Origin of the sequence: Actinomyces gaoshouyii, from assembly GCF_002076915.1 — a bacterium.
GTDB classification, from domain to species: Bacteria; Actinomycetota; Actinomycetes; order Actinomycetales; family Actinomycetaceae; genus Actinomyces; species Actinomyces gaoshouyii.
Map to the genome: position 1 here is coordinate 1,773,393 of NZ_CP020468.1, position 21,620 is coordinate 1,795,012.

18 protein-coding genes are annotated in these 21,620 nt (G+C 73.3%); 13 read left to right on the plus strand and 5 right to left on the minus strand.

The annotated features are described in order from the left end of the window. Positions 1–76: 76 nt before the first annotated feature. The 3 genes from aroA (at position 77) to B6G06_RS07325 (ending at position 3,617) form a co-directional block, all read left to right on the plus strand. Complete coding sequence (gene aroA, locus B6G06_RS07315) at positions 77–1,528, plus strand: 3-phosphoshikimate 1-carboxyvinyltransferase (RefSeq protein WP_420807188.1); 1,452 nt, start codon at positions 77–79, stop codon at positions 1,526–1,528. Continuing rightward, on the plus strand, positions 1,528–2,667 hold the full coding sequence (gene rsgA, locus B6G06_RS07320) for a ribosome small subunit-dependent GTPase A (protein WP_081172271.1): 1,140 nt from the start codon (positions 1,528–1,530) through the stop codon (positions 2,665–2,667). Before aroA ends, rsgA begins: the two co-directional genes overlap by 1 nt. Before the next feature lie 197 nt (positions 2,668–2,864). Then, positions 2,865–3,617, plus strand: a complete 753-nt coding sequence (locus B6G06_RS07325) for a helix-turn-helix transcriptional regulator (protein WP_080461959.1) — start codon at positions 2,865–2,867, stop codon at positions 3,615–3,617. An 86-nt stretch (positions 3,618–3,703) separates the two neighbouring features. Here the strand turns inward: B6G06_RS07325 and B6G06_RS07330 are convergent, their stop codons facing one another. From B6G06_RS07330 to B6G06_RS07340, 3 genes are read right to left on the minus strand one after another with little or no spacing between them, the layout of a single operon-like run. Beyond that, entirely contained in the window at positions 3,704–5,179 is a 1,476-nt protein-coding gene (locus B6G06_RS07330) for a multicopper oxidase domain-containing protein (RefSeq protein ID WP_081171761.1), read from the minus strand. Further along, positions 5,163–6,638, minus strand: a complete 1,476-nt coding sequence (locus B6G06_RS07335) for a hypothetical protein (RefSeq protein WP_240494037.1) — start codon at positions 6,636–6,638, stop codon at positions 5,163–5,165. The genes B6G06_RS07330 and B6G06_RS07335 overlap by 17 nt, the downstream gene beginning before the upstream one ends. After that, the gene (locus tag B6G06_RS07340) at positions 6,635–7,804 is read right to left on the minus strand and encodes a hypothetical protein (RefSeq protein ID WP_420807189.1); all 1,170 of its coding nucleotides are present in this window, start codon (positions 7,802–7,804) and stop codon (positions 6,635–6,637) included. Before B6G06_RS07340 ends, B6G06_RS07335 begins: the two co-directional genes overlap by 4 nt. A 150-nt stretch (positions 7,805–7,954) precedes the next feature. On the opposite strand from B6G06_RS07340, the gene B6G06_RS07345 reads away from it, so the two are divergent. The 3 genes from B6G06_RS07345 (at position 7,955) to B6G06_RS07355 (ending at position 9,896) form a co-directional block, all read left to right on the plus strand. Further along, positions 7,955–8,257 (plus strand): DUF2249 domain-containing protein, encoded by a 303-nt coding sequence (locus B6G06_RS07345; RefSeq protein WP_080461961.1) that lies wholly within the window; start codon positions 7,955–7,957, stop codon positions 8,255–8,257. Between the two features lie 89 nt (positions 8,258–8,346). Further along, positions 8,347–9,570: a GTP 3',8-cyclase MoaA gene (moaA, locus tag B6G06_RS07350; protein WP_080461962.1), complete on the plus strand. Its 1,224-nt coding sequence runs from the start codon at positions 8,347–8,349 to the stop codon at positions 9,568–9,570. A 56-nt stretch (positions 9,571–9,626) separates the two neighbouring features. Further along, the gene (locus B6G06_RS07355; protein ID WP_080461963.1) at positions 9,627–9,896 is read left to right on the plus strand and encodes a MoaD/ThiS family protein; all 270 of its coding nucleotides are present in this window, start codon (positions 9,627–9,629) and stop codon (positions 9,894–9,896) included. A 48-nt stretch (positions 9,897–9,944) separates the two neighbouring features. Here the strand turns inward: B6G06_RS07355 and B6G06_RS07360 are convergent, their stop codons facing one another. Continuing rightward, complete coding sequence (locus B6G06_RS07360; RefSeq protein ID WP_081171765.1) at positions 9,945–10,427, minus strand: molybdenum cofactor biosynthesis protein MoaE; 483 nt, start codon at positions 10,425–10,427, stop codon at positions 9,945–9,947. Between the two features lie 77 nt (positions 10,428–10,504). On the opposite strand from B6G06_RS07360, the gene B6G06_RS07365 reads away from it, so the two are divergent. Genes B6G06_RS07365 through mobA form a run of 3 tightly spaced genes read left to right on the plus strand, consistent with a single transcriptional unit; the run spans position 10,505 to position 12,993 of the window. Continuing rightward, positions 10,505–11,848: a molybdopterin molybdotransferase MoeA gene (locus B6G06_RS07365; protein ID WP_081171767.1), complete on the plus strand. Its 1,344-nt coding sequence runs from the start codon at positions 10,505–10,507 to the stop codon at positions 11,846–11,848. Between the two features lie 36 nt (positions 11,849–11,884). After that, on the plus strand, positions 11,885–12,373 hold the full coding sequence (gene moaC / locus B6G06_RS07370; RefSeq protein WP_080461966.1) for a cyclic pyranopterin monophosphate synthase MoaC: 489 nt from the start codon (positions 11,885–11,887) through the stop codon (positions 12,371–12,373). Beyond that, positions 12,370–12,993: a molybdenum cofactor guanylyltransferase gene (gene mobA / locus B6G06_RS07375; protein ID WP_080461967.1), complete on the plus strand. Its 624-nt coding sequence runs from the start codon at positions 12,370–12,372 to the stop codon at positions 12,991–12,993. Before moaC ends, mobA begins: the two co-directional genes overlap by 4 nt. A gap of 50 nt (positions 12,994–13,043) precedes the next feature. Here the strand turns inward: mobA and B6G06_RS07380 are convergent, their stop codons facing one another. Next, on the minus strand, positions 13,044–13,637 hold the full coding sequence (locus B6G06_RS07380) for a MogA/MoaB family molybdenum cofactor biosynthesis protein (protein WP_080461968.1): 594 nt from the start codon (positions 13,635–13,637) through the stop codon (positions 13,044–13,046). 296 nt (positions 13,638–13,933) lie between these two features. Between B6G06_RS07380 and B6G06_RS07385 the strand changes: the two genes are divergently transcribed. The 4 genes from B6G06_RS07385 to narJ all read left to right on the plus strand — a co-directional run bounded on the left by B6G06_RS07385 (position 13,934) and on the right by narJ (position 21,618). Beyond that, entirely contained in the window at positions 13,934–15,259 is a 1,326-nt protein-coding gene (locus B6G06_RS07385) for an MFS transporter (RefSeq protein WP_081171768.1), read from the plus strand. 157 nt (positions 15,260–15,416) lie between these two features. Then, complete coding sequence (locus B6G06_RS07390) at positions 15,417–19,157, plus strand: nitrate reductase subunit alpha (protein WP_080462077.1); 3,741 nt, start codon at positions 15,417–15,419, stop codon at positions 19,155–19,157. Beyond that, positions 19,157–20,842, plus strand: a complete 1,686-nt coding sequence (narH, locus tag B6G06_RS07395; RefSeq protein ID WP_081171769.1) for a nitrate reductase subunit beta — start codon at positions 19,157–19,159, stop codon at positions 20,840–20,842. The genes B6G06_RS07390 and narH overlap by 1 nt, the downstream gene beginning before the upstream one ends. After that, positions 20,839–21,618 carry a nitrate reductase molybdenum cofactor assembly chaperone gene (narJ, locus tag B6G06_RS07400; RefSeq protein ID WP_080461971.1) on the plus strand — a complete coding sequence of 260 codons (780 nt, stop codon included), beginning with the start codon at positions 20,839–20,841 and terminating at the stop codon, positions 21,616–21,618. Before narH ends, narJ begins: the two co-directional genes overlap by 4 nt. Positions 21,619–21,620 lie beyond the last annotated feature (2 nt).

The following is a 21,620-nucleotide window of genomic DNA, read 5'->3' on the forward strand; positions in this document are numbered from 1 at the left end:
GGGGGCGGTGACCCGAGCGGCGGGCGGCCCATCCGCCTCACCGACATCCCCATGGAGTCGCCGTAGAGTCTGCCTCGTGCATGACGAGCCGACCGACGCCCCCGCCTGGGCCGCGCCGCGCGCCATGGGGCCGCTCAACGCCGTCGTGGAGCTGCCGGGCTCGAAGTCGCTGACCGCGCGGGCGCTCGTGCTGGCAGCCACCGCGGCCGGGCCCAGCACGCTGGCCGGCGTCCTGCGCGCTCGCGACACCGATCTCATGATCGCCGCCCTGACCACGCTCGGCGCGCGCTTCGAGGAGGACGGCTCCCCCACGCGCCTGCGCGTCACCCCGGCGCCGATCCCGTTCCCCGTCAGCCGGTCCGCGCGCCCGACATCCGAGGCGACCGCCAGCGCCCCCGCGCGCATCGACTGCGGTCTGGCGGGCACCGTCATGCGCTTCATCGCGCCGCTGGCCGCGCTCGCCGACGCCCCCGTCCTCCTCGACGGCGACAAGGCCGCCCGATCCCGCCCGCTCAGACCACTGCTCGACACCGTCTCCGCCCTCGGAGCGCGAGTCGACTACCTGGCCGCGCCCGGCTTCCTTCCCGTCCTCATCACCCCGGGGGCCCCGGACAACGCGGTGGTGGGAGCGGGGACCGGGCCCCGGGACCTCGCCATCGACTCGACCGCCTCCTCCCAGTTCCTCTCCGCGCTCCTGCTCGCCGCCCCCCTGCTGCCCGGCGGCGCGCGGATCACCCCGACGGGGCACGTGCCCTCCCTGCCGCATGCGGCCATGACCGTGGCCTCGCTGCGGGAGCGGGGAGTACGAGTCGAAGAGCCCGCCGCAGGCATTCCCGAGGGCGAGCGCACCTGGGCGGTGGCGCCCGGTCGGCCCGCGGGCGCCAGGATCACCATCGAGCCGGACCTGTCCAACGCCGGTCCCTTCCTCGCCGCCGCTCTCGTGGCGGGCGGGAGCGTGAGCGTGCCCCACTGGCCGGCCCGCACCACCCAGGCCGGCGACGCCTGGCGGAGTCTCCTGCCCCGGCTCGGCGGGACCACCCGGCTCATCCGGGACTCGAACGGCGCCCCCGCCCTCGAGGCCGCCGGCACCGGGGAACTGGCGGGTATCGACGCCGATCTCTCCGCCGTCGGTGAGCTCGCGCCCACCGTCGCGGCCCTGGCCGTCCTCGCCTCCGCCCAGGGCCGCGCCTCACGGCTGAGGGGCATCGCGCACCTGCGCGGGCATGAGACGGACCGACTCACCGCGATCGTCGCCGAGGCCCGCAGGCTCGGCGCCCCGGCCCGCGAGACCGCGGACGGCATCGAGGTCGGCGCCATGACCGCCGGAGCCCGGCTGCGCCCGGCCCTGCTCCACTCCTACGCGGACCACCGCATGGCGACCTTCGCTGCGATCATCGGGCTGGTCGTCCCCGGGGTGCGGCTCGACGACGTCGCCTGCACCTCCAAGACCCTCCCGGGCTTCATCGGGCTGTGGGAGCGGATGCTCGCCGGCGCCCCACCGGCCGCCCCCGGGCGGGAGGCGCGCTGATGGCCCGCCGCGACATCGGCACCGACGACCCCCGCGTCCACGTGCGCCCGGGACGGGGATCGCGGCCGCGCACCAAGCAGCGCCCGGCCCATGCCGACGCCGCCGAGGGCATGGTCACCCGCATCGACCGGGGCCATTACCGCATCCGCCTGGCCGACCCCTCCCCCACACTCGACGCCGCGGGCGATATCACCGCTATGAAGGCCCGCGAGCTCGGGCGGGGGAAAATCGTCGTCGGGGACCGAGTGGCCGTCGTCGGGGATCTCAGCGGCCGCGACGGCACCCTCGCCCGTCTGGTGCGCATCGAGGAGCGCCGCACGCTCCTGCGCCGCAGCGCCGACGACGGCGACGCCGTCGGCACCGAGCGTCCCATCGTCGCCAACGCGGACATACTCGTCATCGTCACCGCGGCGGCCGACCCCGAGCCGCGCCCCCGTATGATCGACCGCTACCTCGTGGCGGCCTACGACGCCGGTATGGAGCCCCTTCTCGTCCTGACGAAATCCGATCTCGCCGACGCCTCGGCACTGCTCGCCCTCTACGAGCCCCTCGGCGTGCGCTCCCTACCCACCAGCCTCGATGCGGCCTCGCGCGCCGAGGCCTCCTGCGCCGGAGAGGGCGTGGACGCCGTGCGCGAGGCCATCGAAGGGCGGACCGCTGTGTTCGTCGGCCACTCGGGTGTCGGCAAATCGACTCTCATCAACGCCCTCGTGCCCGGAGCGCACCGCGCCACCGGGCGCGTCAACGAGGTCACCGGCCGGGGCCGGCACACATCCACGAACCTGCAGGCCCTCGAGCTGCCCGGCAGCGGCTGGGTCATCGACACCCCCGGGGTGCGCTCCTTCGGCGTCTCGCATGTCTCCAGCGCCGACGTCCTGCGCGGCTTCCCCGACCTGGCCGCCGTGGCCGAGGACTGCCCCCGCGGCTGCACCCACGAGACCGGCGCCATCGACTGCGCCATCGACGACTGGGCCGCCGGACGCGCCCCCGGGGAGGCCGACGACGGCCGGGCCCCGACGCATGGGGCGCATCAGTACGGGGCCGGACCGGGGACGCGCCCGGCCAGGGTCGACTCCTTCCGCCGTCTCCTGGTCCCCTCCCGCCTGGCCGGGGACCCCGCCAGGCCGGTGTCGAGATGAGCGCTGAGGCGAGCACGACGATCTCCTCACCCGCCGACGAGCCCTCCCGGCGATCGATGCCCATCCGCCCCTGGCCCCGTACCGAGCCATGACTCGCGAGGCCCGCTCCAAAGCCGAATGATGAAGCCCCGTGACAGCGGCACTTCCGGGACCTTGGAGACTGTGTTCCGACCTGCGGCAAGTCATAGGCTTCCCCCATGCCCGACTCGCCAGCGGCACCAGCCGCTCCTGATCCCACGGCTGAGCTCCTGCCCCGTCCCACTTGGTCGGATCTGTCTGCCCGAGCCGACCTCACCGTGGCGCGCCGCCGGGTCCTCGAGCTCGTCGAGGCCTCCACCGCCCCCCTGACCGCCGCCGAACTGGCCGACCGACTCGAGCTCCACCACAACACGGTCCGCGAGCACCTCGACGCGCTCGTGGAGGCGGGCTTCGTGACGGCCTCGACGCGTCCCACGGGCAGGAGGGGCCGGCCCGCGCTGCTGTACACGGCGGTCTCCCCCGACCCGATGATCGTCATCGACTCCTATCTCACCCTCCTCGATGCCATCGTCGAAACCTTCGGAACCGGTCCGGAGGCCCAGAGCATCGCCCTGCGCGTCGGGCGCCGCTGGGCCGAGATGAGCCCCGCGCCGGCCGGCAACGAGTCCCTGCCGCCGGGCGCCAGCGTCTCGGACCGGCTCGCCGCGCTCCTCCCCGACCTCGCCCTCATGGGCTTCGCCCCGCAGATCGAGGGCGAGAAGGTCGTCCTCAAGGCCTGCCCGCTCGTCACCCGGTCCCGCGCGCCCCACCCGCTGGTCTGCGTGATGCACGAGGGATTCCTCAACGCCGTCGCCCGGCGGCAGGGCCTGCTGCCGGCGCTGCCCGAGGAGGAGCCCGACCACGGGGACCGCCCCCTGCTCGCCGTCTACCCCCTGCTCGACGACGGCTGCCACGCCCGTTTCGAGGACTGATCCCCCGGGGCTCCCCGAGACCGCCCCCGCGCAAGACCCGTGGATGAGGGACCGGCCGCCCACCGGGAGCCTGCCCGGGCCGTCGTCTAGTCGCTCGTCTTGAGGATCGCCTTGGCGCCCTTCTCCATATCCGCGAAGGCGTGCGTCACCACCGCATAGCTACCGGCCGCCGGCACCACGGCCTCCACGAAGCCGCCCTGCGCCGGCTGGAGGCCGAGTGCCTGCGAGCCGCCCCTCCAGGAGCGGCCGACGCCGTCGGGGCCGCCCAGCTGGTAGGCCCCCTCGAAGAACACCGTGTCGAACTGGAGGCCCACCACGTGGAAGGAGGTGGGCAGGGAGGGGCCCGCGTCCATCACCCAGAAGCGCACCCGCTCCCCCGCCCGGGCCTGGAGGGGCTGGAGGGCGTACTGGAAGGCGACCCCGTTGAAGCACATGAGATCCGGGGTCTTGGCCGACACCTTCGCGGCGTCGGCCTGCCCGCCCTCGGGCCCCAAGTAGATCTCGGATTGGATGAGGACATACTCGCGGTCCACGGCATCGAGCCCGTCGGGATCGATGATGACGGCGCCGTGCATACCGGAGGCCAGGTGGACGCTCATGGGCGCCGTCGAGCAGTGGTACAGCCAGATGCCGGCGTGCTCGGCGGTGAAGGAGTAGACGAGCGACTCCCCGGGATTGATGGAGCGCATGACCGCGTCCGGGGAGACGATCCCGGCGTGGAAGTCGATGGAATGGCTCATGGAGCCGTTGTTGACCAGCGTGATCTCGAATGCGTCCCCCACCTTGCCGCGTAGAACGGGGCCGGGGGCCGTGCCGTTGAAGGTCCAGCGGGTCTGGGTGACGCCCGCGCCCACGTAGGCACCGGGCACCTCGGTGACGGTGAAGGTGTGCTGGTGAACGGTCCCTGCGGGCGCGGGAGCGAGGACGGCGTCGAAGGGGGTGAAGCCGTCGGGCAGGGGCGCCTCGAGGTTCGGGGTGGCGCTCGGGCCATCTGACGCCGAGCCGTGCGCGCCGTGGCCGGTGGCCGCCTGGCTCGACTGGGCCGTGCCCGTCGCCTGCCCGTCGGCGGTGATGCGCAGGACCATGCCCTGGGCGCGGTGCCCGGCGATGGAGCACCAGCCCTCGACGGGCCCGGTGATGACACCGGCGTCGACCCGTGCGCTGGCGCCCGCCGCAACGCGCCCGGTGGTGGCGCCGCCGGCCAGGACGAGGTCATGGACCTGGTCGCCGGTGTTCTCCAGAGTGATGACGAGCCGGTTCCCGCCGGCAACGTCGATCGTGTCGGGCACAAAGCGCATTCCCTCGACGGTGACCGTGACCTCGGTGGTGCGTGCGGAACCGGTGGCGCCGCCCTGGGAGGCGCCGTCCCACGCGTGGATCGCCGTGCCGACGACGGCGGCCGCGCCAGCGGTGGCCACGCCGAGGAGCGCCCCGCGCCGGTCGAGGGCGCGAGCGGGAAGGGCGCCCGCGGCCTTGGAGGCGCCGGGGGCACTCGGCGCACCGGGGGCACTGGTGGCTCCGGGAGCGCTGGGAGCGCTCGGCTTCTCAGGGACATCGGTCATGGTGCTCTCCGGTGGTGGGGGCGCCCGCGGACGCGGGTCGTGAGGGGATGGGATGGGCGCGGCTGGAGCGATGGGGGCCGCGGGCCGGATCACTGGTGCCATGGGGCCGCAGCTCGAGCGCGCATCGCGCCATGCCCACCGGCACAGCGGCCGCGAGCGCGCCCGCCAGCAGGGCCCCGGACAGGCGCATCGGCGTCGTCAGGACGGGGGCGAGGGCGATGAGCAGCCCGGCGTTGGCGGCGGTGACGCGGTAGGAGGCGGCGCGATCGAGGATGGCGTTGGTGGCGCGCGTGGCGGCGGGACCACCGCCGAGCATGACGGGCGTGAGATAGGACAGGGCCCCGATCAGCACCTGGAGGGCGAAGCCCGCGGCCAGGGGGAGGCGCAGGGCGTGGATCGCCTGGCGCACGGCGGCGGCCTGGGAGGCTGCACCGGCGCCTTGCGCACCGTCGGCCAGGGCCTCCACGATCCCACTGCCGAGCAGGACGACGCCGGCGATGAACCAGCAGATAGCGGCCGCAGTGGAGGCAGTGGCGTAGGAGTTCGGGGGCACGCGCCGGGCGGTGCGCAGTGCGGGGCCGAGGACGCTCGCGGCGCCCAGCAGGTAGATCGCCACCCCGAGCGCCCCGAGCGGCGCCCATGTGCCGCTGCCGGCGACGAGCGCGGTCCCCACCACGAGGACCGGCAGTCCCCGGACCGCCCGGCGCGGGGCGTCGGGCTCCATGCGGGTGCGCAGCATCGTGGGCCACAGGACGGTGAGGGTGCCCAGCACCGTGATGCCCACGAAGCCCAGGAGCATCGTCGTCGTATGGGCGATGTAGAGGGCGTCGACCAGGCGCGAGCCGACTGCTCCGACCGCACTGCCGCCTCCGCCGCGCTCCCCCGCCCAGCTGGTGAGCCAGCCGAGGAGGGCGCCCGTGGCCAGGGCGACGAGGGCGACGGCGTAGTGGAGGGCGAGCGCCCCCATCCGAGGCGCGACGGCGCGGCGGCGCTGGACGATGATCGCCGCCACGCCCAGCAGAGCCTGGGCGATGACCACTGCGGCACCGGCCAGGGCGAGCCGGTCCAGGCCCGCGGTGATGCCGGTGAGCACGGCGATGGCGCCGAGGCCGTGGGCGGCGAGCCGGGCGTCGAGGAGCGCGGCGCCGCCCCAGGCGGGCCGGTGGAGGAGGGTGTCGGCGAAGTGGGCCGACCAGGTGGTGATCGCCGAGCCGATGCCGCCCAGCAGCAGGATGTGCAGGGGCAGCCACGCCCCCCAGGTGGCCAGCGGGCCGGCGAGGACGCCCACCGTCACCGCGACCGCCGCGGCGAGCCAGGCCAGGACGACGCCATTGCGGCGCGTCTGGGCGGCGCGTCGGCCCGCGCGCCTTCCCCCGGCTCCGCCCGCACGCCCGGGGCGGGGGGACGGCCTGCCGGGAGCACGGCCGGAGGGGCCGGGCATGGGGATCGACGGCATCATGGGCGGCTCCCGATCCTGCCCGAGGAGACCGCCCGGGTGACGGCGATGAGCATGAAGGCGAGGATCCCGATGATCCCCGCCACGCCGCCGACCTGCCATGGTCCCAGGGCCCCGACCGCGAGCGCGCCCACCCGCAGCGCCAGGCCGCCATGGAGGAGGGCGAACGGCAACCACATGAGGGGGTGGTGGGGCAGTTTCCGGTGGACGATGGCGGGGATGATCGTGGGGGCGTGGGCCAGGATCATGGAGAAGGCGAAGCCCAGGCAGAGGCAGTGGATGATGATCTCGTAGGCGTTGCCCTCCAGGTCCCGGATGGTCCAGACCGCTCCGGCGACCGCGACCCAGAGGTAGCCGGCGAGCATGGAGGCGGCGGAGAAGCGGACGGCGCCGGCGGCCCGGCCCCGGGAGCGGATCGTACGGCGCGCCACGTCGTGGTAGGCCATGGTCACGGCCAGCCCGAGCAGCGCGGGGCCGATGATGATCGCGGCCCAGTCCCCGGCGGGGTGGAGGCAGGCTCCCAGCAGGGCGGTGGCGGACAGCGCCGCCACGACCGTCTCGACGACGCCGTCGAGGAAGGCGACGCGGGCGAGCTCGAGACGCTCGCCGACGATCGTGAGCGTGGGGAGGAGGAGCCACAGGGGGACGCAGTCCTCGATGGGGGCGCCTGCGGCCCACAGCAGGATCCCGAGGATGAGGGCGATGGCGCCCAGGGCCTCGACGTCACCGGCCACTGAGGGGGCGCGGCGGTGGACGGCGATGTAGATGGCGCCCAGGGCGAGTGCCCCGGCGAGCATGATCAGGCGGCCGGCAGTCTGCGGCGCGCCGGCTGGGCCGAGGAGCGATCCGAGGGCCAGCCCGGCCGGGGCCAGGAAGGCCCAGGATGTCCTGGCGGCAACGGCCCGCTCCAGGGAGATGACCGTGCCGAGGAAGCCCACGAGCATGAGAGGGCCGTGGAGGGAGGCGAGGGATCCCGGGGCGAGCCCCGCGTCGGTGACCGGCGCGGGGAGGCTGAGCCTGAGGAGGGCGGCGTCGAGGCCGGTGAGCAGACAGGCGCCGGCCATGGCCAGGGCGAGGAGGCGGGGAGCGAGCCCGGGGGTCCGGGCACTCTCTGCCCCGTCCGCCCTCTCGGGGCGGCTCCGCTCGCCCCGGCCCAGGATTTTAATCACAGGTCCTACCGTATTAAAATCGTGAGGAGGCGAGCAATGCCCGCAGCAGCGGTCCTGCTCACCCGGTGGCCGTCAGGCCGCCGATCACAGCCATTCGGCCGCCGCATGGCCCCTCGGGCCCATCGGCCCACGCGTCCCAAGGAGCACCACATGAGCGAGAACCCGAGCCTCCTGCCGATCGAGGAGAAGAAGTCCGGCGGTTGCGAATGCGGCTGCGGATGCGGCGACGAGCGCCTCTCCCTCGACGCCCGCGCGATCCCCCATCGCCTGCGCCACGCCGCCGTCCTGGGAGCGGCGTCGAGCCTGGCGGTCGGCGAGTCCTTCGACCTCCTCGCCCCGCACGTGCCCACCCCGCTGCTGGCCCAGATCGACCAGCTCGACGGCTCCTTCGCCCATGAGCTGCTCGAGGCCGAGGACGGCTACGCGCGCGTCGAGATCCGCCGCACCGCCTGAGCCCCGCGGCGCCCCCTCAGGTGGGGGTCGCGGCGGGGCCGTCCCGTCGTGGTCCCCGTACGGGGGGGCGCCCCGTATTCTTTGGTTCCATGATCCCTGCCCCTGCTCTCGCCCCGGGCATCGGCACCGGCAGGACGCCCCTGCCGGTGCCACGGCGCCGCGCGCCCGAGGGACCGGGCGCGGTGGGCCCGGAAGCAGACGCCGGAGCCGGCGCAGGACCAGTCGCGGGCGGGCCCGGGGTCGCAGCGATCTCCCGGCCGAGCCCTCCGCCGAGCCGACTGACCGACCGCTACGGGCGCGTAGTGCGGGACCTGCGCCTGTCGATCACCGATCGCTGCAACCTGCGCTGCTCCTACTGCATGCCCGCGCAGGGCCTGGACTGGCTCGCCTCCCCCCTCCTGCTCACGGCCGACGAGATCGGCCGCCTCGCCCGCATCGCCGTCACGCGACTGGGGGTGGAGCGAATCCGCATCACCGGCGGGGAGCCGCTCATGCGCCGGGACCTTGAGGAGATCATCAGCGCCATCGCCGCCCTGCGCACCCCCGACGGCGCGGTCCCGGACATCGGGTTGACCACCAACGGGCTCGGGCTGGACAAGCGCGCCGCAGCCCTGCGCGACGCGGGCCTGGCCCGCGTCAACGTCTCGATCGATGCCCTGGACCGCGAGACCTACGCGGCGCTCACCCGTCGCGACCGGCTCGACGACGCCCTGGCCGGGGCCACCGCCGCGCAGGCCGCTGGCCTGGCGCCCATCAAGATCAACGCCGTCGCCCTGCCGGGCACGTTCGACGCGCAGGCGCCCCGTCTGCTCGCCGAGTGCCTGCGGCGCGGGTGGCAGTTGCGCTTCATCGAGCACATGCCCCTGGGTCCGAGCGCGTCCTGGAGCGCCGACGACGTCGTCGGCGCCGAGCGGATCCTCGCCGTGCTGGCCGATGCGGGATTCGCGCTGGAGGAGGCCGGGCGCCCGGACCGCCGCCCCGCCGCGCTGTGGCGCGTGGCCCCCGGTGAGCACGACGGCGCCGCCCATCCCGCCGGAAGCATGGGCATCATCGCCTCGGTGAGCGCCCCGTTCTGCGCCGACTGCGACCGCTCCCGCATCACCGCGGACGGCCGCCTCATGACCTGCCTGTTCTCCACCACCGAGACCGATCTGCGCGCCCCCCTGCGCTCAGGCGCGACAGACGAGGACATCATGCGCCTGTGGGCGGCCGCCGCCTGGCGCAAGCCCCTCGCCCACGGGTCGGACGATCCCGGCGCGCTGCCCTCGGGCTTCGAGAGGCCGGGCCGGACGATGTCCGCCATCGGCGGATGAGGCCCGGACCGCCCGGCACCCCAGGCGCCTCGCCCCAGCCACACGGAAGGACCACCATGACAGCATCCGCGCACGCCGTGATCGAGCTGCGCTACTTCGCCGCCGCCGCCCAGGCCGCGGGCCGCGCCGAGGAGCGACTGGAGGCCGCGGGCCCACTCACGCTCGCGGGCCTACGCGAGCAGCTGGCGGGGCGCGGCGTCGAGATGGCGAGGATCATCAGCATCTCGACCTTCCTCGTCAACGGCCTGTCCACGCCCGCGGACTCCCTGGCCCCGCTGGCGGACGGCGACCGGGTGGACGTCCTGCCGCCCTTCGCCGGGGGCTGAGCCCGGGCCCGCCCGGCCCTGACCCCCGCCCGAGGCCGGGCGCGCCAGTCAGGCGCAGTTGCTCCACTCGGTGGTGCCGTCGGAGAAGCGCTGGTTCTTCCACACGGGCAGGCGGCGCTTGACCTCCTCGACGGCGGCGCTCACAGCGGCGAAGGCCTCGGCGCGATGGTCGGCGCTGGCGGCCACCCCCAGCGCGGTGTCCCCGATCGCGAGCTCGCCCGTGCGGTGGGCGATCGCCAGCGCGCGCAGGCCGGGGCGCGCCGCGATATCCGCGGCGATCCGCTCGATGACCTCCCCCGCGCTCGGATGGGCGCAGTAGGCGATGGACTCCACGGAGCGGCCGTCGTCGTGATCGCGGACCATTCCGTCGAAGACGACGACGGCCCCGGCCGCGCGATCGGCGACGGCGCGCGCCAACTCGGCGGCGCTCACGGGGTCCTCGGTCATCTCGGCGCGCACAATCCGCGCGCCCCCCTGGCCCGTGGCACCGGTAGCCTCGTGCGCAGCGCCGTAGTCCGCCTCGCGCGCCATCCCGCCCTCCTCGACTGCATGATGGACGCGCCAGACCCTACACCGCCCGCCCCGCCGAAGCGCCCCGAGGAGGAGCCATGCCCAGCCCCGCGATGATCACGCCCGAGCGCTACGTCGACGAGGCCCTGGCCGCCCTGCGCCCGCTCGGCGCTGTCCCCACACGTCTGGAGGACGCGCACGGGCTGGTCCTGGCCGAGGATGTCACCGCCGCACTGCCGGTACCGCCCTGGACGAACTCGGCGATGGACGGATACGCCCTGCGGGCGGAGGACGCCGTCGGCGCCGCCGAGCGGGCGCCCGTCATCCTGCCGGTGGCGGGCGATATCCCGGCGGGCAGCCCTCCGGCGCCACTGCCCCCGGGGACCGCGATGCGCATCATGACCGGCGCGATGCTGCCCGAGGGTGCCGACGCCGTCGTGAGGGTGGAGGACACCGACCAGTCCCCGGGCCCGCGCCCGCTGCCCCGGGAGGTCGCGATCCATGCCGCCCCTACCGTCGGCCTCCATGTGAGGCGGGCCGGCGAGGGCTGCGCCGCCGGGGACCCGGTCATGGGCGCGGGGACCCTCCTGGGCGCCACCGCGATCTCCGCGCTCGCCTCGGTGGGCCGCGACGAGGTGCTCGCCCGCCCGCGTCCGCGCGTGGCGATCGTGTCCACCGGCGCCGAGCTCGTCGAGCCGGGGCAGGGGCTCGCACCGGGAACGATCCCGGACTCGAACTCCCTGCTGCTGGCCGGCCTCATCCGCGAGCACGGCGCCGCCCTCGCGGGCGCGCGCCGCAGCGCCGATTCCGCCGAGGACCTGGCCCAAGCCCTCCTCGAGGCGGCCGGGGGCGCGGACCTCGTGGTGACCTCGGGCGGCGTGTCCGCCGGGGCCTTCGACCCGCTCACCATGCTCGCCGCCGGCACCGGGGCGCGGATGCGGCTCAGTCTCTCCAAGGTCGCCATGCAGCCCGGAAAGCCTCAGGGGCACGGCGCCGTCCTCGCCGACGACGGGCGCGAGGTGCCGCTGCTGTGCCTGCCGGGCAACCCGGTCAGCGCGCTCGTGTCCTTCGCTCTCATCGTCGCCCCCGCGCTCGCCCTCCTCGCCGGCCGCCCGGGGGCCCCCGCCACTGCGGCGGCCCCCACCTCCCACGCGAGGGCCGCCGTCGCGTGGACGGGCCCGGTGGGACGGCGCCAGTACGTCCCGGTGCGAGTCGTCGGCGCACCGGACCCTCTGCCCGAGTCGCTGCCGGCGCCCCCCGATGGGACGGGGCCGATCCTGCCCTGGGTGGAGCCCACCCATCGGCTCGGCTCGGGCTCGCATCTCGTGTCCTCGCTCGGCACCGCCGTGGCCCTCGCCGTCGTCGACGAGGACTCCGCCGGGGCGCGGGGAGGCGACGTCGTCGGCCTCATCCCCCTGCCCTCCTCCGCCCGCCCCTGCTGAACCACTGCTGAACTATTGCTGAAAGAGGAGCCCGAGATGGCTGATCCCGCCCCCATCCGACTGACCCACCTCGACTCTTCGGGCGCCGCCCGCATGGTCGATGTCACTGGGAAGGCCCCCACCGCGCGATCGGCCAGCGCCGCGGCCACCGTGCGCTGCTCGCCGGCGATCGTGGAGGCGCTGCGCGCGGGGACCGTCCCCAAGGGCGACGTGCTGGCCGCGGCGCGCATCGCCGGCATCGCCGCCGCCAAGCGCGTCCCCGAGCTGCTGCCGCTGGCGCATGTCATCGGCGTGCACGGGGCGAGCGTGGACCTGAGGATCGTCGACGACGGCGTGGAGATCCGCGCCACCGTGCGCACCGCGGACCGCACCGGGGTGGAGATGGAGGCGCTCACCGCCGCCGCCGTGGCCGGCCTGGCAGTGGTGGACATGGTCAAGGGCGTCGACCGCGACGTCATGCTCACCGACGCCCGCGTCACCGCGAAGTCCGGCGGTCGCAGCGGGGACTGGACCCGCCCGGAATGATGGCCGCGCTCGACGCCGTCATCCTCGCCGGCGGGACCGCCCGCCGCCTGGGCGGGGTCTCGAAGCCGGATGTGCTCCTGGCCGGTCGGCGCCTGCTCGACCACGTCCTGGAGGGGATCGGCGCCCTGCGCGCCGGCGGGGGGATTCCCGCGGGGCGGACCGTCGTCGTCGCCCCCGAGGGGGTGGCGCTGCCCGCGGGGGCGCTGCGGGCCCTGGAGGACCCGCCGCTGGGCGGGCCGGTGGCGGGGATCGCCGCCGGCCTCGATACCCTGGCCGCGGGCGGCGGGACAGCCGCGATCGCGCCGGTGACCGCCGTGCTCACCTGCGACGCTCCCGGGGCCCCGGCCGCCCTGCCCGCGCTCCTGAGGGCGCTTCGGGCAGCGGAGTCCGACGCGGGAGTCGACGGTGCCTGCGCCCGGGCCGGAGATCGCGCGCAGTACCTGCTCGGCGCCTACCGGACCCCCGCACTGCGCGGGGCGGTGGCGCCGGGGGGCCGACCGCTGCGCGATGTCGCCGTGCGCCGGGCGCTGGGGGCGCTGCGCGTGCGGGAGGTGACCGGCACGGCCGACGCCGCCGCGGACCTCGACACCTGGGAGCAGGTGCGCGCCTGGCGGGGATGACCCGGGACCGGAGGTCCCTCCCGGTCCCAGCGGTTCCCGCTGGGACCGGCTCAGTGGTCCCCGCCGCCGAGCTGCTCCAGCACATGCGGGATGAGCGGCCCGACGACGGTGATCGAGTCCTTGACCCCGCCCTTGGAGCCAGGGGCGTTGACGACGAGGGCGCCGTCGGCGCCGCGCGAGGTAACCCCCACGTATCCCCGTGACAGGCCTGCGAGCGGCGTCTTGGTCAGGCCGTGGGAGCGGATCTGGGCCTCGACGCCCTCCAATCGCGCGACCAGGAGCGGGGCGGTGCCCTCGGGGGTCAGGTCCCTGGGGGTGACGCCGGTGCCGCCGGTGGTCAGGATAACGCGGGCGCCGTCGGCGATGGCCTCCTCGATGGCGGCGCGGACCTCCCGGGCGCCGTCGGGGATGAGGCGGACGGCCTCGACGACGACGCCGTGCTCCGCCAGGAGGCGCTGCGCGAGGGGGCCGGACTCGTCCGGGCGCGAGCCGGACGCGCAGCGGTCGGAGACGGTGATGACCGCCCCGCGCACGGTGCCGGTCATGGGGGCGAGGCGCTTCTGAGCGATGGGCTCGTCGGCCGACGCGGGGTCGGGGCGCACAGTGGCGCTGGTGGCGGGAGCTGGGGGCGTCGGAGTGCTCATGGCCCCACGGTAACGGCGCCGGGACCGGTCTCGGTCCCGTTCTCGACCGGTCTCGCGAGGAGGGGCGAGGCGATTAAGTGACTCATACGTGACCTTAAGGGGAGAGGCGCCACTTCGAAGGGCATGCCCCTTCTGCCGCCCCGCCAGCACCTTTCCCTTTACACCGGGCCGTTCCAGCGTATTTCGGGCATCATGTCCGGGCACCCTTCGCGGGGCCGCTCGCCATGCGCATTCGCCGTGAACGATCACGATGCGCGCCCGGCGACGACGACGCCGTCCACCTCCCAGGAGACATCTTGCCCACGCTCGACACCACCGGCCGAACGCTCACCGGATGGAACCCCGAGGAGCCCGAGAACTGGTCCTCGTCCATCGCCTGGCGCACTCTGGCCATCACCACCTTCTCCCTCATGCTCGGCTTCACGGTCTGGTTCCTGCCGAGCGCCATCGCCCCGCGCCTCAACGAGATCGGCTTCGCTCTGAGCAAGAGCCAGCTCTACTGGCTGACCTCGATGCCCGGCCTGTCCTGCGGCCTGCTGCGACTGGTCTACATGTTCCTGCCGGCCACCATCGGCACGCGCAAGATGATCGGCATCTCCTCCCTGCTCTACCTGCTGCCGATGCTCGGCTGGTTCTTCGCCGTCCAGAACCCCTCCACCTCCTACGGGGTCCTCCTCGGCCTGGCCTTCGCCTGCGGCATCGGCGCCGCCACGTTCTCCGGCTACATGCCCTCCACCGGCTTCTTCTTCCCCAAGCGCCTGTCCGGCACCGCCCTGGGCCTCCAGGGAGGTCTGGGCAACATCGGCGCGGGCATCATCCAGCTCGCCGCGCCCTTCCTCATGTCCACCTCCCTGTTCGGCCTGACCTGGGTGGAGCGCCATTCCGAGGGCGCCCCCATGGTCGTCAACGCGACCGTCTTCTTCCTGCCCTGGTCCGTCCTGGCCGCCCTCCTCGCCTTCGCCTGCCTCAAGGATGTGCCGGTCAAGGCGAACATCAAGGAGCAACTGGACATCTTCGGCAATGTCGACACCTGGCTCATGACGATCCTGTACATCATGACCTTCGGCATCTTCTCCGGATTCGCCGCCCAGACGGCCCTCATCATCAACAACAACTACGGCGCCGCCTCCGCCCTGGCCGACGCCGGCCTCACCGGCCTGCCCAAGGGCGCCAGCTACGCCTTCCTGGGCACCTTCATCGGCTCGCTGCTGCGCTTCGCCTGGGGCCCCCTGTGCGACCGCTTCGGCGGAGCCATCTGGACCTTCGTCTCCGCGATCGGCATGGCGGCGACCCTCGGGTTCTGCGGCTGGCAGCTGACCATGATCGACTCCGCCGGGGACTTCAAGGTCTTCATGGCCGGTCTGCTGGGCATGTTCTTCTTCGCGGGCGTCGGCAATGCCGCCACCTTCAAGCAGATGCCCATGATCATGCCCAAGCGCCAGGCCGGCGGCGCCATCGGCTTCACCGCCGCCGTCGCCTCCCTGGGTCCCTTCCTCGTCGGCGTGGCGCTGGCCGCCATGCCGGCCTCGACCTTCTTCCTCGCCTGCGCCGCCTACTGCGCGCTGTGCGCCGTCATCTGCTGGATCCGCTACGCGCGCCCGAACGCCAAGCGCCCGGGCTGATCCCGACCGGCTCCGGCACCCGGAGCCATCCGCGGTGACGGGGCCGCATCGGGCGGCCACGCCGCCCCTCCCGCCCATCACTCCACCCACTCTCACTGAAGGACCCCAGATGACCAGTCCAGCGGACCCGAGGCACCTCGCCCAGCCGAGCGCCCCGATGATCTCCGAGGATGCGGCAGCGGTGGCCGAGCCCGGCGCGTCCCTGTACAGCCTCGGCTCCTACCTGCGCCGGGGCAAGGCCTCCAACGACGCGCGCAGGCTGTTCCTCGAGGGGGGCCGAGAGGCCGATGCCTTCTACCGCCACCGGTGGAGCCACGACAAGATGGTCCACTCCACCCACGGCGTGAACTGCACAGGCTCGTGCGCCTGGGAGGTCTACGTGACCGACGGCGTCATCACCTGGGAGAAGCAGATCACCAACTACCCGGCCACCCCGGCGGGCATGCCCGACTACGAGCCCCGCGGCTGCCCGCGCGGCGCCGCCTTCTCCTGGTACACCTACTCCCCCACCCGCATCCGCTACCCCTACGTGCGCTCCGTCCTGCTCGACGCCTTCCGCGCCGCCAAGGAGCGCAACGCCGGCGACGCCGTCGCCGCCTGGGCGGAGATCACCGACACCCCCGAGATCGCGCGGGCCTACAAGTCGGCCCGGGGCAAGGGCGGCATGGTCAGGGTCGGCTGGGATGATGCCATGGAGATCATGGCGGCCGCCTACGTCCACACGATCCGCACCTGGGGCCCGGATCGCTGCGCCGGCTTCTCCGTCATCCCCGCCATGTCCATGATCTCCTACGGGGCGGGAGCCCGCTTCCACGAGCTCATCGGCGCCACGATGCTGTCCTTCTACGACTGGTACGCGGACCTGCCGCCCGCCTCCCCCCAAGTCTTCGGGGACCAGACGGACGTGCCCGAGGCCGGCGACTGGTACAACTCCGACTTCCTCATCATGTGGGGCTCCAACATCCCCCTCACCCGCACGCCCGACGCGCACTTCATGACCGAGGCCCGCTACCACGGCACGAAGATCGTGGCGGTCTCCCCCGACTACACCGACAACACGAAGTTCGCCGACCAGTGGCTGCGCGTGGCCCCCGGCACCGACGGCGCCGCCGCCATGGCGATGGGGCACGTCATCCTCAAGGAGTTCCACGTAGGGGCGCGCACCCCCTACTTCCTGGACTACATGAGGAGGTGCACCGATGCCCCCTTCCTCGTCGAGCTCCTGCGCGCCCCCGACGGCACCGGCATGATCCCCGGGCGCTTCCTCACCGCCGACCGGGTGCCGGGCGTGGCCGAGGGCATGCCGAAGAACGAGTTCCGCCCCCTGGTGTGGGACCGCGCCGGCGGCCCGGCCGATCCGCGCGGCACCCTGGCCGACCGCTTCACCGATGAGGGGCTCGGCCACTGGAACCTGCGCATGGACGGCGTCGACCCGGTCATGAGCATCGAGGAGCTGGAGGACGCCGGCCTACGGGTGGAGCCCACTGAGCTGCTCCTGCCCCGCTTCGACCTGCCCGCCTCGGCCACCCCCTCCGGCACCGTGGGCGGCGGCATCATCCACCGGGGCGTGCCCGCCACCCGCCTGGCCGACGGCACACTGGTGACCACCGTCTACGACATCCTCCTGGCCAACTACGCCGTCGAGCGACCGGGGCTGCCGGGGGCGTGGCCCGCCGACTACCAGGACGCCACCGTCCCGGGCACGCCCGCCTGGGCCACCGAGCAGTGCGGCGTCTCCGGACCCGCCCTCATCCGGGCGGCGCGCGACTTCGCCACCAACGCCGCCCAGACCCGCGGACGCTCCCAGATCATCATGGGGGCGGGCATCAACCACTACTACCACGCCGACGAGATCTACCGCACGATCCTCGCGCTGACCTCCATGTGCGGTACCCAGGGCGTCAACGGCGGCGGATGGGCGCACTACGTGGGCCAGGAGAAGGTCCGCCCCATCGGGGGATGGCAGCAGTGGGCCTTCGCCCTGGACTGGGCGCGCCCCCCGCGCCACATGATCTCCACCGGCTTCTGGTACCTGACCACCAGCCAGTGGCGCTACGACACCACCCGGGCCGAGCGCGTCGCCTCGCCGCTGGGCCCGGGCACCCTGGCCGGCAAGACCACCACCGACGTCATGGTCGAGGCCATGAAGCGCGGCTGGGTGCCGTCCTACCCCACGTTCAACCGCTCCCCGCTGCTGCTGGGCCAGCAGGCCGAGGAGGCGGGCATGAGCGCGGCCGACTACGTGGTCTCGCAGCTGACCAGCGGAGAGCTGCGCTTCGCCTGCGAGGACCCCGACGCCCCGGAGAACTTCCCGAGGATCCTGGCCAACTGGCGCACCAACCTGCTCGGCTCGTCGGCCAAGGGCACCGAGTTCTTCCTGCGGCACATGATCGGCGCCGACAACGACGTCAATGCCCAGGAGACCCCCGAGGCGCTGCGCCCGGCCTCCGTCACCTGGCGCGAGGCCCCCAAGGGCAAGCTCGACCTCATGTGGACCGCAGACTTCCGCAACACCTCCACGACCCTGCACTCCGACATCGTCCTGCCCGCGGCCACGTGGTACGAGAAGTACGACCTGTCCACCACGGACATGCACCCCTTCATCCACTCCTTCAATATGGCGATCGACCCGCCGTGGGAGGCCCGCAGCGATTTCGACATCTACCAGCAGCTCGCGCGCCTGGTCTCGCAGTGGGCGCCGGCCTACCTGGGCACGCAGACCGACATCGTCGCCGCGCCCATCAACCACGACACCCCCGAGGCCCTCACCATGGCGCACGGGGATATCTCGGGCCTGCCGGACGGCTGGGTACCGGGGGTGACCATGCCCAAGCTCGTGCCCGTGGAGCGCGACTACACCCAGATCCTCAACAAGTTCAATGCCCTGGGCCCGCTGGCGGACACGGTCGGCATCCCGGCCAAGGGCATCATGCTCATCCCGGACAAGGAGATGGGCGAGCTCGCCGCCGCCCACGGCACCGGCGCGGGCGCGGCGCAGGGCCGCCCCCTCGTCGACACCCCCATCCGCGCCGGCGATGGCGTCATGCACATGTCGGGGGCCACCAACGGGCGCCTGGCCACCCAGGGCTGGGCGACCCTGTCCAAGCGCACCGGCACCGAGCTCATCGAGCTGAGCCAGGAGGAGGCCGGCAAGCAGGTCACCTTCCAGCAGACCCAGGACGCGCCCGTCGGCGTCATCACGACCCCGGAGTGGTCCGGTTCCGAGCACGGGGGCAGGCGGTACACGGCCTTCTGCGTCAACGTGGAGCACGACAAGCCGTGGCACACGGTCACCGGCCGCATGCACTACTACCTCGATCACGACTGGATCATCGACATGGGCGAGTCCCTCCCCCAGTACCGACCCCCACTGGACTTCACCGCCCTGTACGGGGAGAAGCCCGTGGGCCACGTGGGGCCCACGGAGGAGGGCGCCGTCGAGGTGGCGGTGCGCTACATCACCGCCCACAACAAGTGGGCGATCCACTCCCAGTACTACGACAACCTCCACATGCTCACGCTGGGCCGGGGCGGCCAGCAGGTGTGGATGAGCCCCGCCGACGCCGAGAAGATCGGGGTGCGGGACAACGAGTGGGTGGAGGCCTACAACCGCAACGGCATCGTGGCGGCCCGGGCGAACGTCTCGCACCGCGTGCCCGAGGGCATGGTCCTCATGCACCACGCGCAGGAGCGCACGATGAACACCCCGCTCACCGAGCGCTCCGGGCGGCGCGGGGGGACGCACAACTCGCTCACCCGCATCGTCCTCAAGCCCAGCCACTTCACCGGCGGCTACGGCCAGTTCACCTACGCGTTCAATTACATCGGCCCCACGGGCAACAACCGCGACGAGGTCACTCTGATCCGCCGTCGGACCAATCAGGAGGTGACGTTCTGATGAAGGTCATGGCGCAGATCGCCATGGTGATGAACCTGGACAAGTGCATCGGCTGCCACACCTGCTCGGTGACCTGCAAGCAAGCCTGGACGAACCGCGAGGGCACCGAGTACATGTGGTTCAACAACGTGGAGACGCGTCCGGGCGTCGGCTACCCGCGCTCCTGGGAGGACCAGGAGCGGTGGAAGGGCGGGTGGGTGCGCACCCCCGGCGGGCGGCTCAAGCCCCGCTCCGGCGGGCGCCTGCGCAAGCTCGCCACGATCTTCGCCAACCCGGATATGCCGGTGGTCGAGGACTACTACGAGCCGTGGACCTACGAGTACGACAAGCTCCTGTCGGCCCCCAAGGACTCCCCCGCGCTGCCGGTGGCCCGCGCCAAGTCCCAGCTGACCGGCGAGTACATGCCGACGATCTCCTGGGGCCCCAACTGGGATGACAACCTGGGCGGCTCGACCGAGACCATGGCCGAGGACCCGGTGCTCGCGCGCATGAACGAGCGCGTCTCCACCGAGATCGACCGCACATTCATGTTCTACCTGCCGCGCATCTGCGAGCACTGCCTCAACCCCACCTGCGTGTCGGCCTGCCCGAGCGGGGCCATGTACAAGCGCGCCGAGGACGGCATCGTGCTCGTGGACCAGGACGCCTGCCGCGGCTGGCGCATGTGCGTGAGCGCCTGCCCCTACAAGAAGGTCTACTTCAACCACGCCACCGGCAAGGCCGAGAAGTGCACCCTGTGCTACCCGCGCCTGGAGATCGGCATGCCGACCGTGTGCTCCGAGACCTGCGTGGGGCGCCTGCGCTACCTGGGCGTCCTCCTCTACGACGCCGACCGCGTCTCCCAGGCGGCCGCCGTCGAGGACCCCCGCGACCTCTACATGGCCCAGCGCGACATCCTGCTGGACCCCCACGACCCGGCGGTCATCCGGGGGGCCCGTGCCGAGGGCGTCCCGGAGACCTGGATCACCGCGGCGCAGCAGTCGCCGGTGTGGGACCTCATCTCCACCTACGAGGTGGCCCTGCCGATCCACCCCGAGTACCGCACCCTGCCGATGGTCTGGTACATCCCACCGCTCTCGCCGATCGTCGACGAGGCCGTGGCCGCGGGCCTGGACGGGGAGAACCACAGAGTGCTGCTGACCGCCGTGTCCGAGATGCGCATCCCGCTGGAGTACCTGGCGGGCCTGTTCACGGCGGGCGACACCGACGTCGTCGAGAGGGTCCTGCGGCGCCTGGCCGCCATGCGCTCCTACATGCGCGATATTCGCGTGGGGCAGGAGCCCGATGAGAAGATCGCCGCCGCCGTCGGCATGACCGGCGATGCCCTGAGGAGCATGTACGAGCTGCTGGGAGTCGCCAACTACGACGACCGCTACGTCATCCCCACCGCCAAGCCGGAGATCCCCCGCGGCATGGCGGCCATGGGCGAGGACGTGCGCATGCTGCTGGGCGACGGCGCGCCGTCAGCCTGCCACTCCGATGCCTCGGGCCTCCACGGGCAGGCGGGATACGGTCCCGTGCCCCTGCCCCTGCCGACCATCCGCCGCTCCCCCGTGCCCGCGGCGGGGCCGGATGCCCTGGGCGCGGCGCACCGCCCCGGCATGCCCGTCCTCGGCATGCCCCTGGAGGACGACGACACCCGCCCGGTCCCGGTGGTCGAGCGTCTCGGGAAGGCGCCTCGATGAGCGCTCCCGGCGCCCTGTTCGTGCGCCCGCCCCTGGCGCTGGAGCCCCTGGAAGCGGTGGAAATGACCGCCTCCCAGCGGGCCGCGGCGCATATGTGCGCCTCACTCCTCCTGGATTACCCCCGCGAGGGGGAGCTGGGCAGGCGCCTGGACGCCGTTGAGGAAGCGCTGGCGGGCGTGCCCGATCCCGTACGGGAGCGCCTGGCCGGCTTCGTGGCGGATGCCCGCCGGCGAGGCGAGCGCGCCCTGGCCGAGCACTACGTGGACATCTTCGACCGGCGCCGACGCTGCTGCCTGTACCTCACCTACTACGCGGTGGGCGACACGCGCCAGCGCGGGGCCGCCCTCGTGGCCTTCAAGCAGGCCCTGGCCGCCTCCGGCTACGAGATGGTCGGCGATGAGCTCCCCGACTACCTCCCGGTGGTCCTGGAGTTCTCCGCGCGCAGCGTCGAGAGCGGCGACGAGATCGCTGGCGCCCTGCTCGCCTCGCATCGCGAGGGCATCGAGGTGCTGCGCAGCGCCCTGACGGATATCGGCTCCCCCTACGCCGACCTCATCGAGGCGGTCTGCATGACCCTGGCGCCACTGGACGAGCCCACCGCGGAGAGGATCCGCCGGCTCGTGGCGGCCGGCCCGCCCACGGAGACCGTGGGCGTCACTGAGGTCCTGCCCTTCCCCTCAGCGCCCCCCTCAGTCCCCATCTCGATGCCCGTCGCAGGTCCCTTCCAGCAGTTCCAGAGCGAGGCCGTCCTCGGCGTCGCCCCCGTCCAGGAGTGAGC

What these genes read in the sequence shown, in the direction of transcription:
- narH (WP_081171769.1), top strand. Translation starts at nt 19,157, where the DNA reads ATGAAGGTCATGGCGCAGATCGCCATGGTGATGAACCTGGACAAGTGC.
- moaA (WP_080461962.1), top strand. Translation starts at nt 8,347, where the DNA reads ATGATCCCTGCCCCTGCTCTCGCCCCGGGCATCGGCACCGGCAGGACG.
- B6G06_RS07365 (WP_081171767.1), top strand. Translation starts at nt 10,505, where the DNA reads ATGCCCAGCCCCGCGATGATCACGCCCGAGCGCTACGTCGACGAGGCC.
- B6G06_RS07360 (WP_081171765.1), bottom strand. Translation starts at nt 10,427, where the DNA reads ATGGCGCGCGAGGCGGACTACGGCGCTGCGCACGAGGCTACCGGTGCC.
- B6G06_RS07380 (WP_080461968.1), bottom strand. Translation starts at nt 13,637, where the DNA reads ATGAGCACTCCGACGCCCCCAGCTCCCGCCACCAGCGCCACTGTGCGC.
- moaC (WP_080461966.1), top strand. Translation starts at nt 11,885, where the DNA reads ATGGCTGATCCCGCCCCCATCCGACTGACCCACCTCGACTCTTCGGGC.
- B6G06_RS07335 (WP_240494037.1), bottom strand. Translation starts at nt 6,638, where the DNA reads ATGATGCCGTCGATCCCCATGCCCGGCCCCTCCGGCCGTGCTCCCGGC.
- B6G06_RS07325 (WP_080461959.1), top strand. Translation starts at nt 2,865, where the DNA reads ATGCCCGACTCGCCAGCGGCACCAGCCGCTCCTGATCCCACGGCTGAG.
- B6G06_RS07355 (WP_080461963.1), top strand. Translation starts at nt 9,627, where the DNA reads ATGACAGCATCCGCGCACGCCGTGATCGAGCTGCGCTACTTCGCCGCC.
- B6G06_RS07390 (WP_080462077.1), top strand. Translation starts at nt 15,417, where the DNA reads ATGATCTCCGAGGATGCGGCAGCGGTGGCCGAGCCCGGCGCGTCCCTG.
- narJ (WP_080461971.1), top strand. Translation starts at nt 20,839, where the DNA reads ATGAGCGCTCCCGGCGCCCTGTTCGTGCGCCCGCCCCTGGCGCTGGAG.
- B6G06_RS07330 (WP_081171761.1), bottom strand. Translation starts at nt 5,179, where the DNA reads ATGACCGATGTCCCTGAGAAGCCGAGCGCTCCCAGCGCTCCCGGAGCC.
- rsgA (WP_081172271.1), top strand. Translation starts at nt 1,528, where the DNA reads ATGGCCCGCCGCGACATCGGCACCGACGACCCCCGCGTCCACGTGCGC.
- mobA (WP_080461967.1), top strand. Translation starts at nt 12,370, where the DNA reads ATGATGGCCGCGCTCGACGCCGTCATCCTCGCCGGCGGGACCGCCCGC.
- B6G06_RS07345 (WP_080461961.1), top strand. Translation starts at nt 7,955, where the DNA reads ATGAGCGAGAACCCGAGCCTCCTGCCGATCGAGGAGAAGAAGTCCGGC.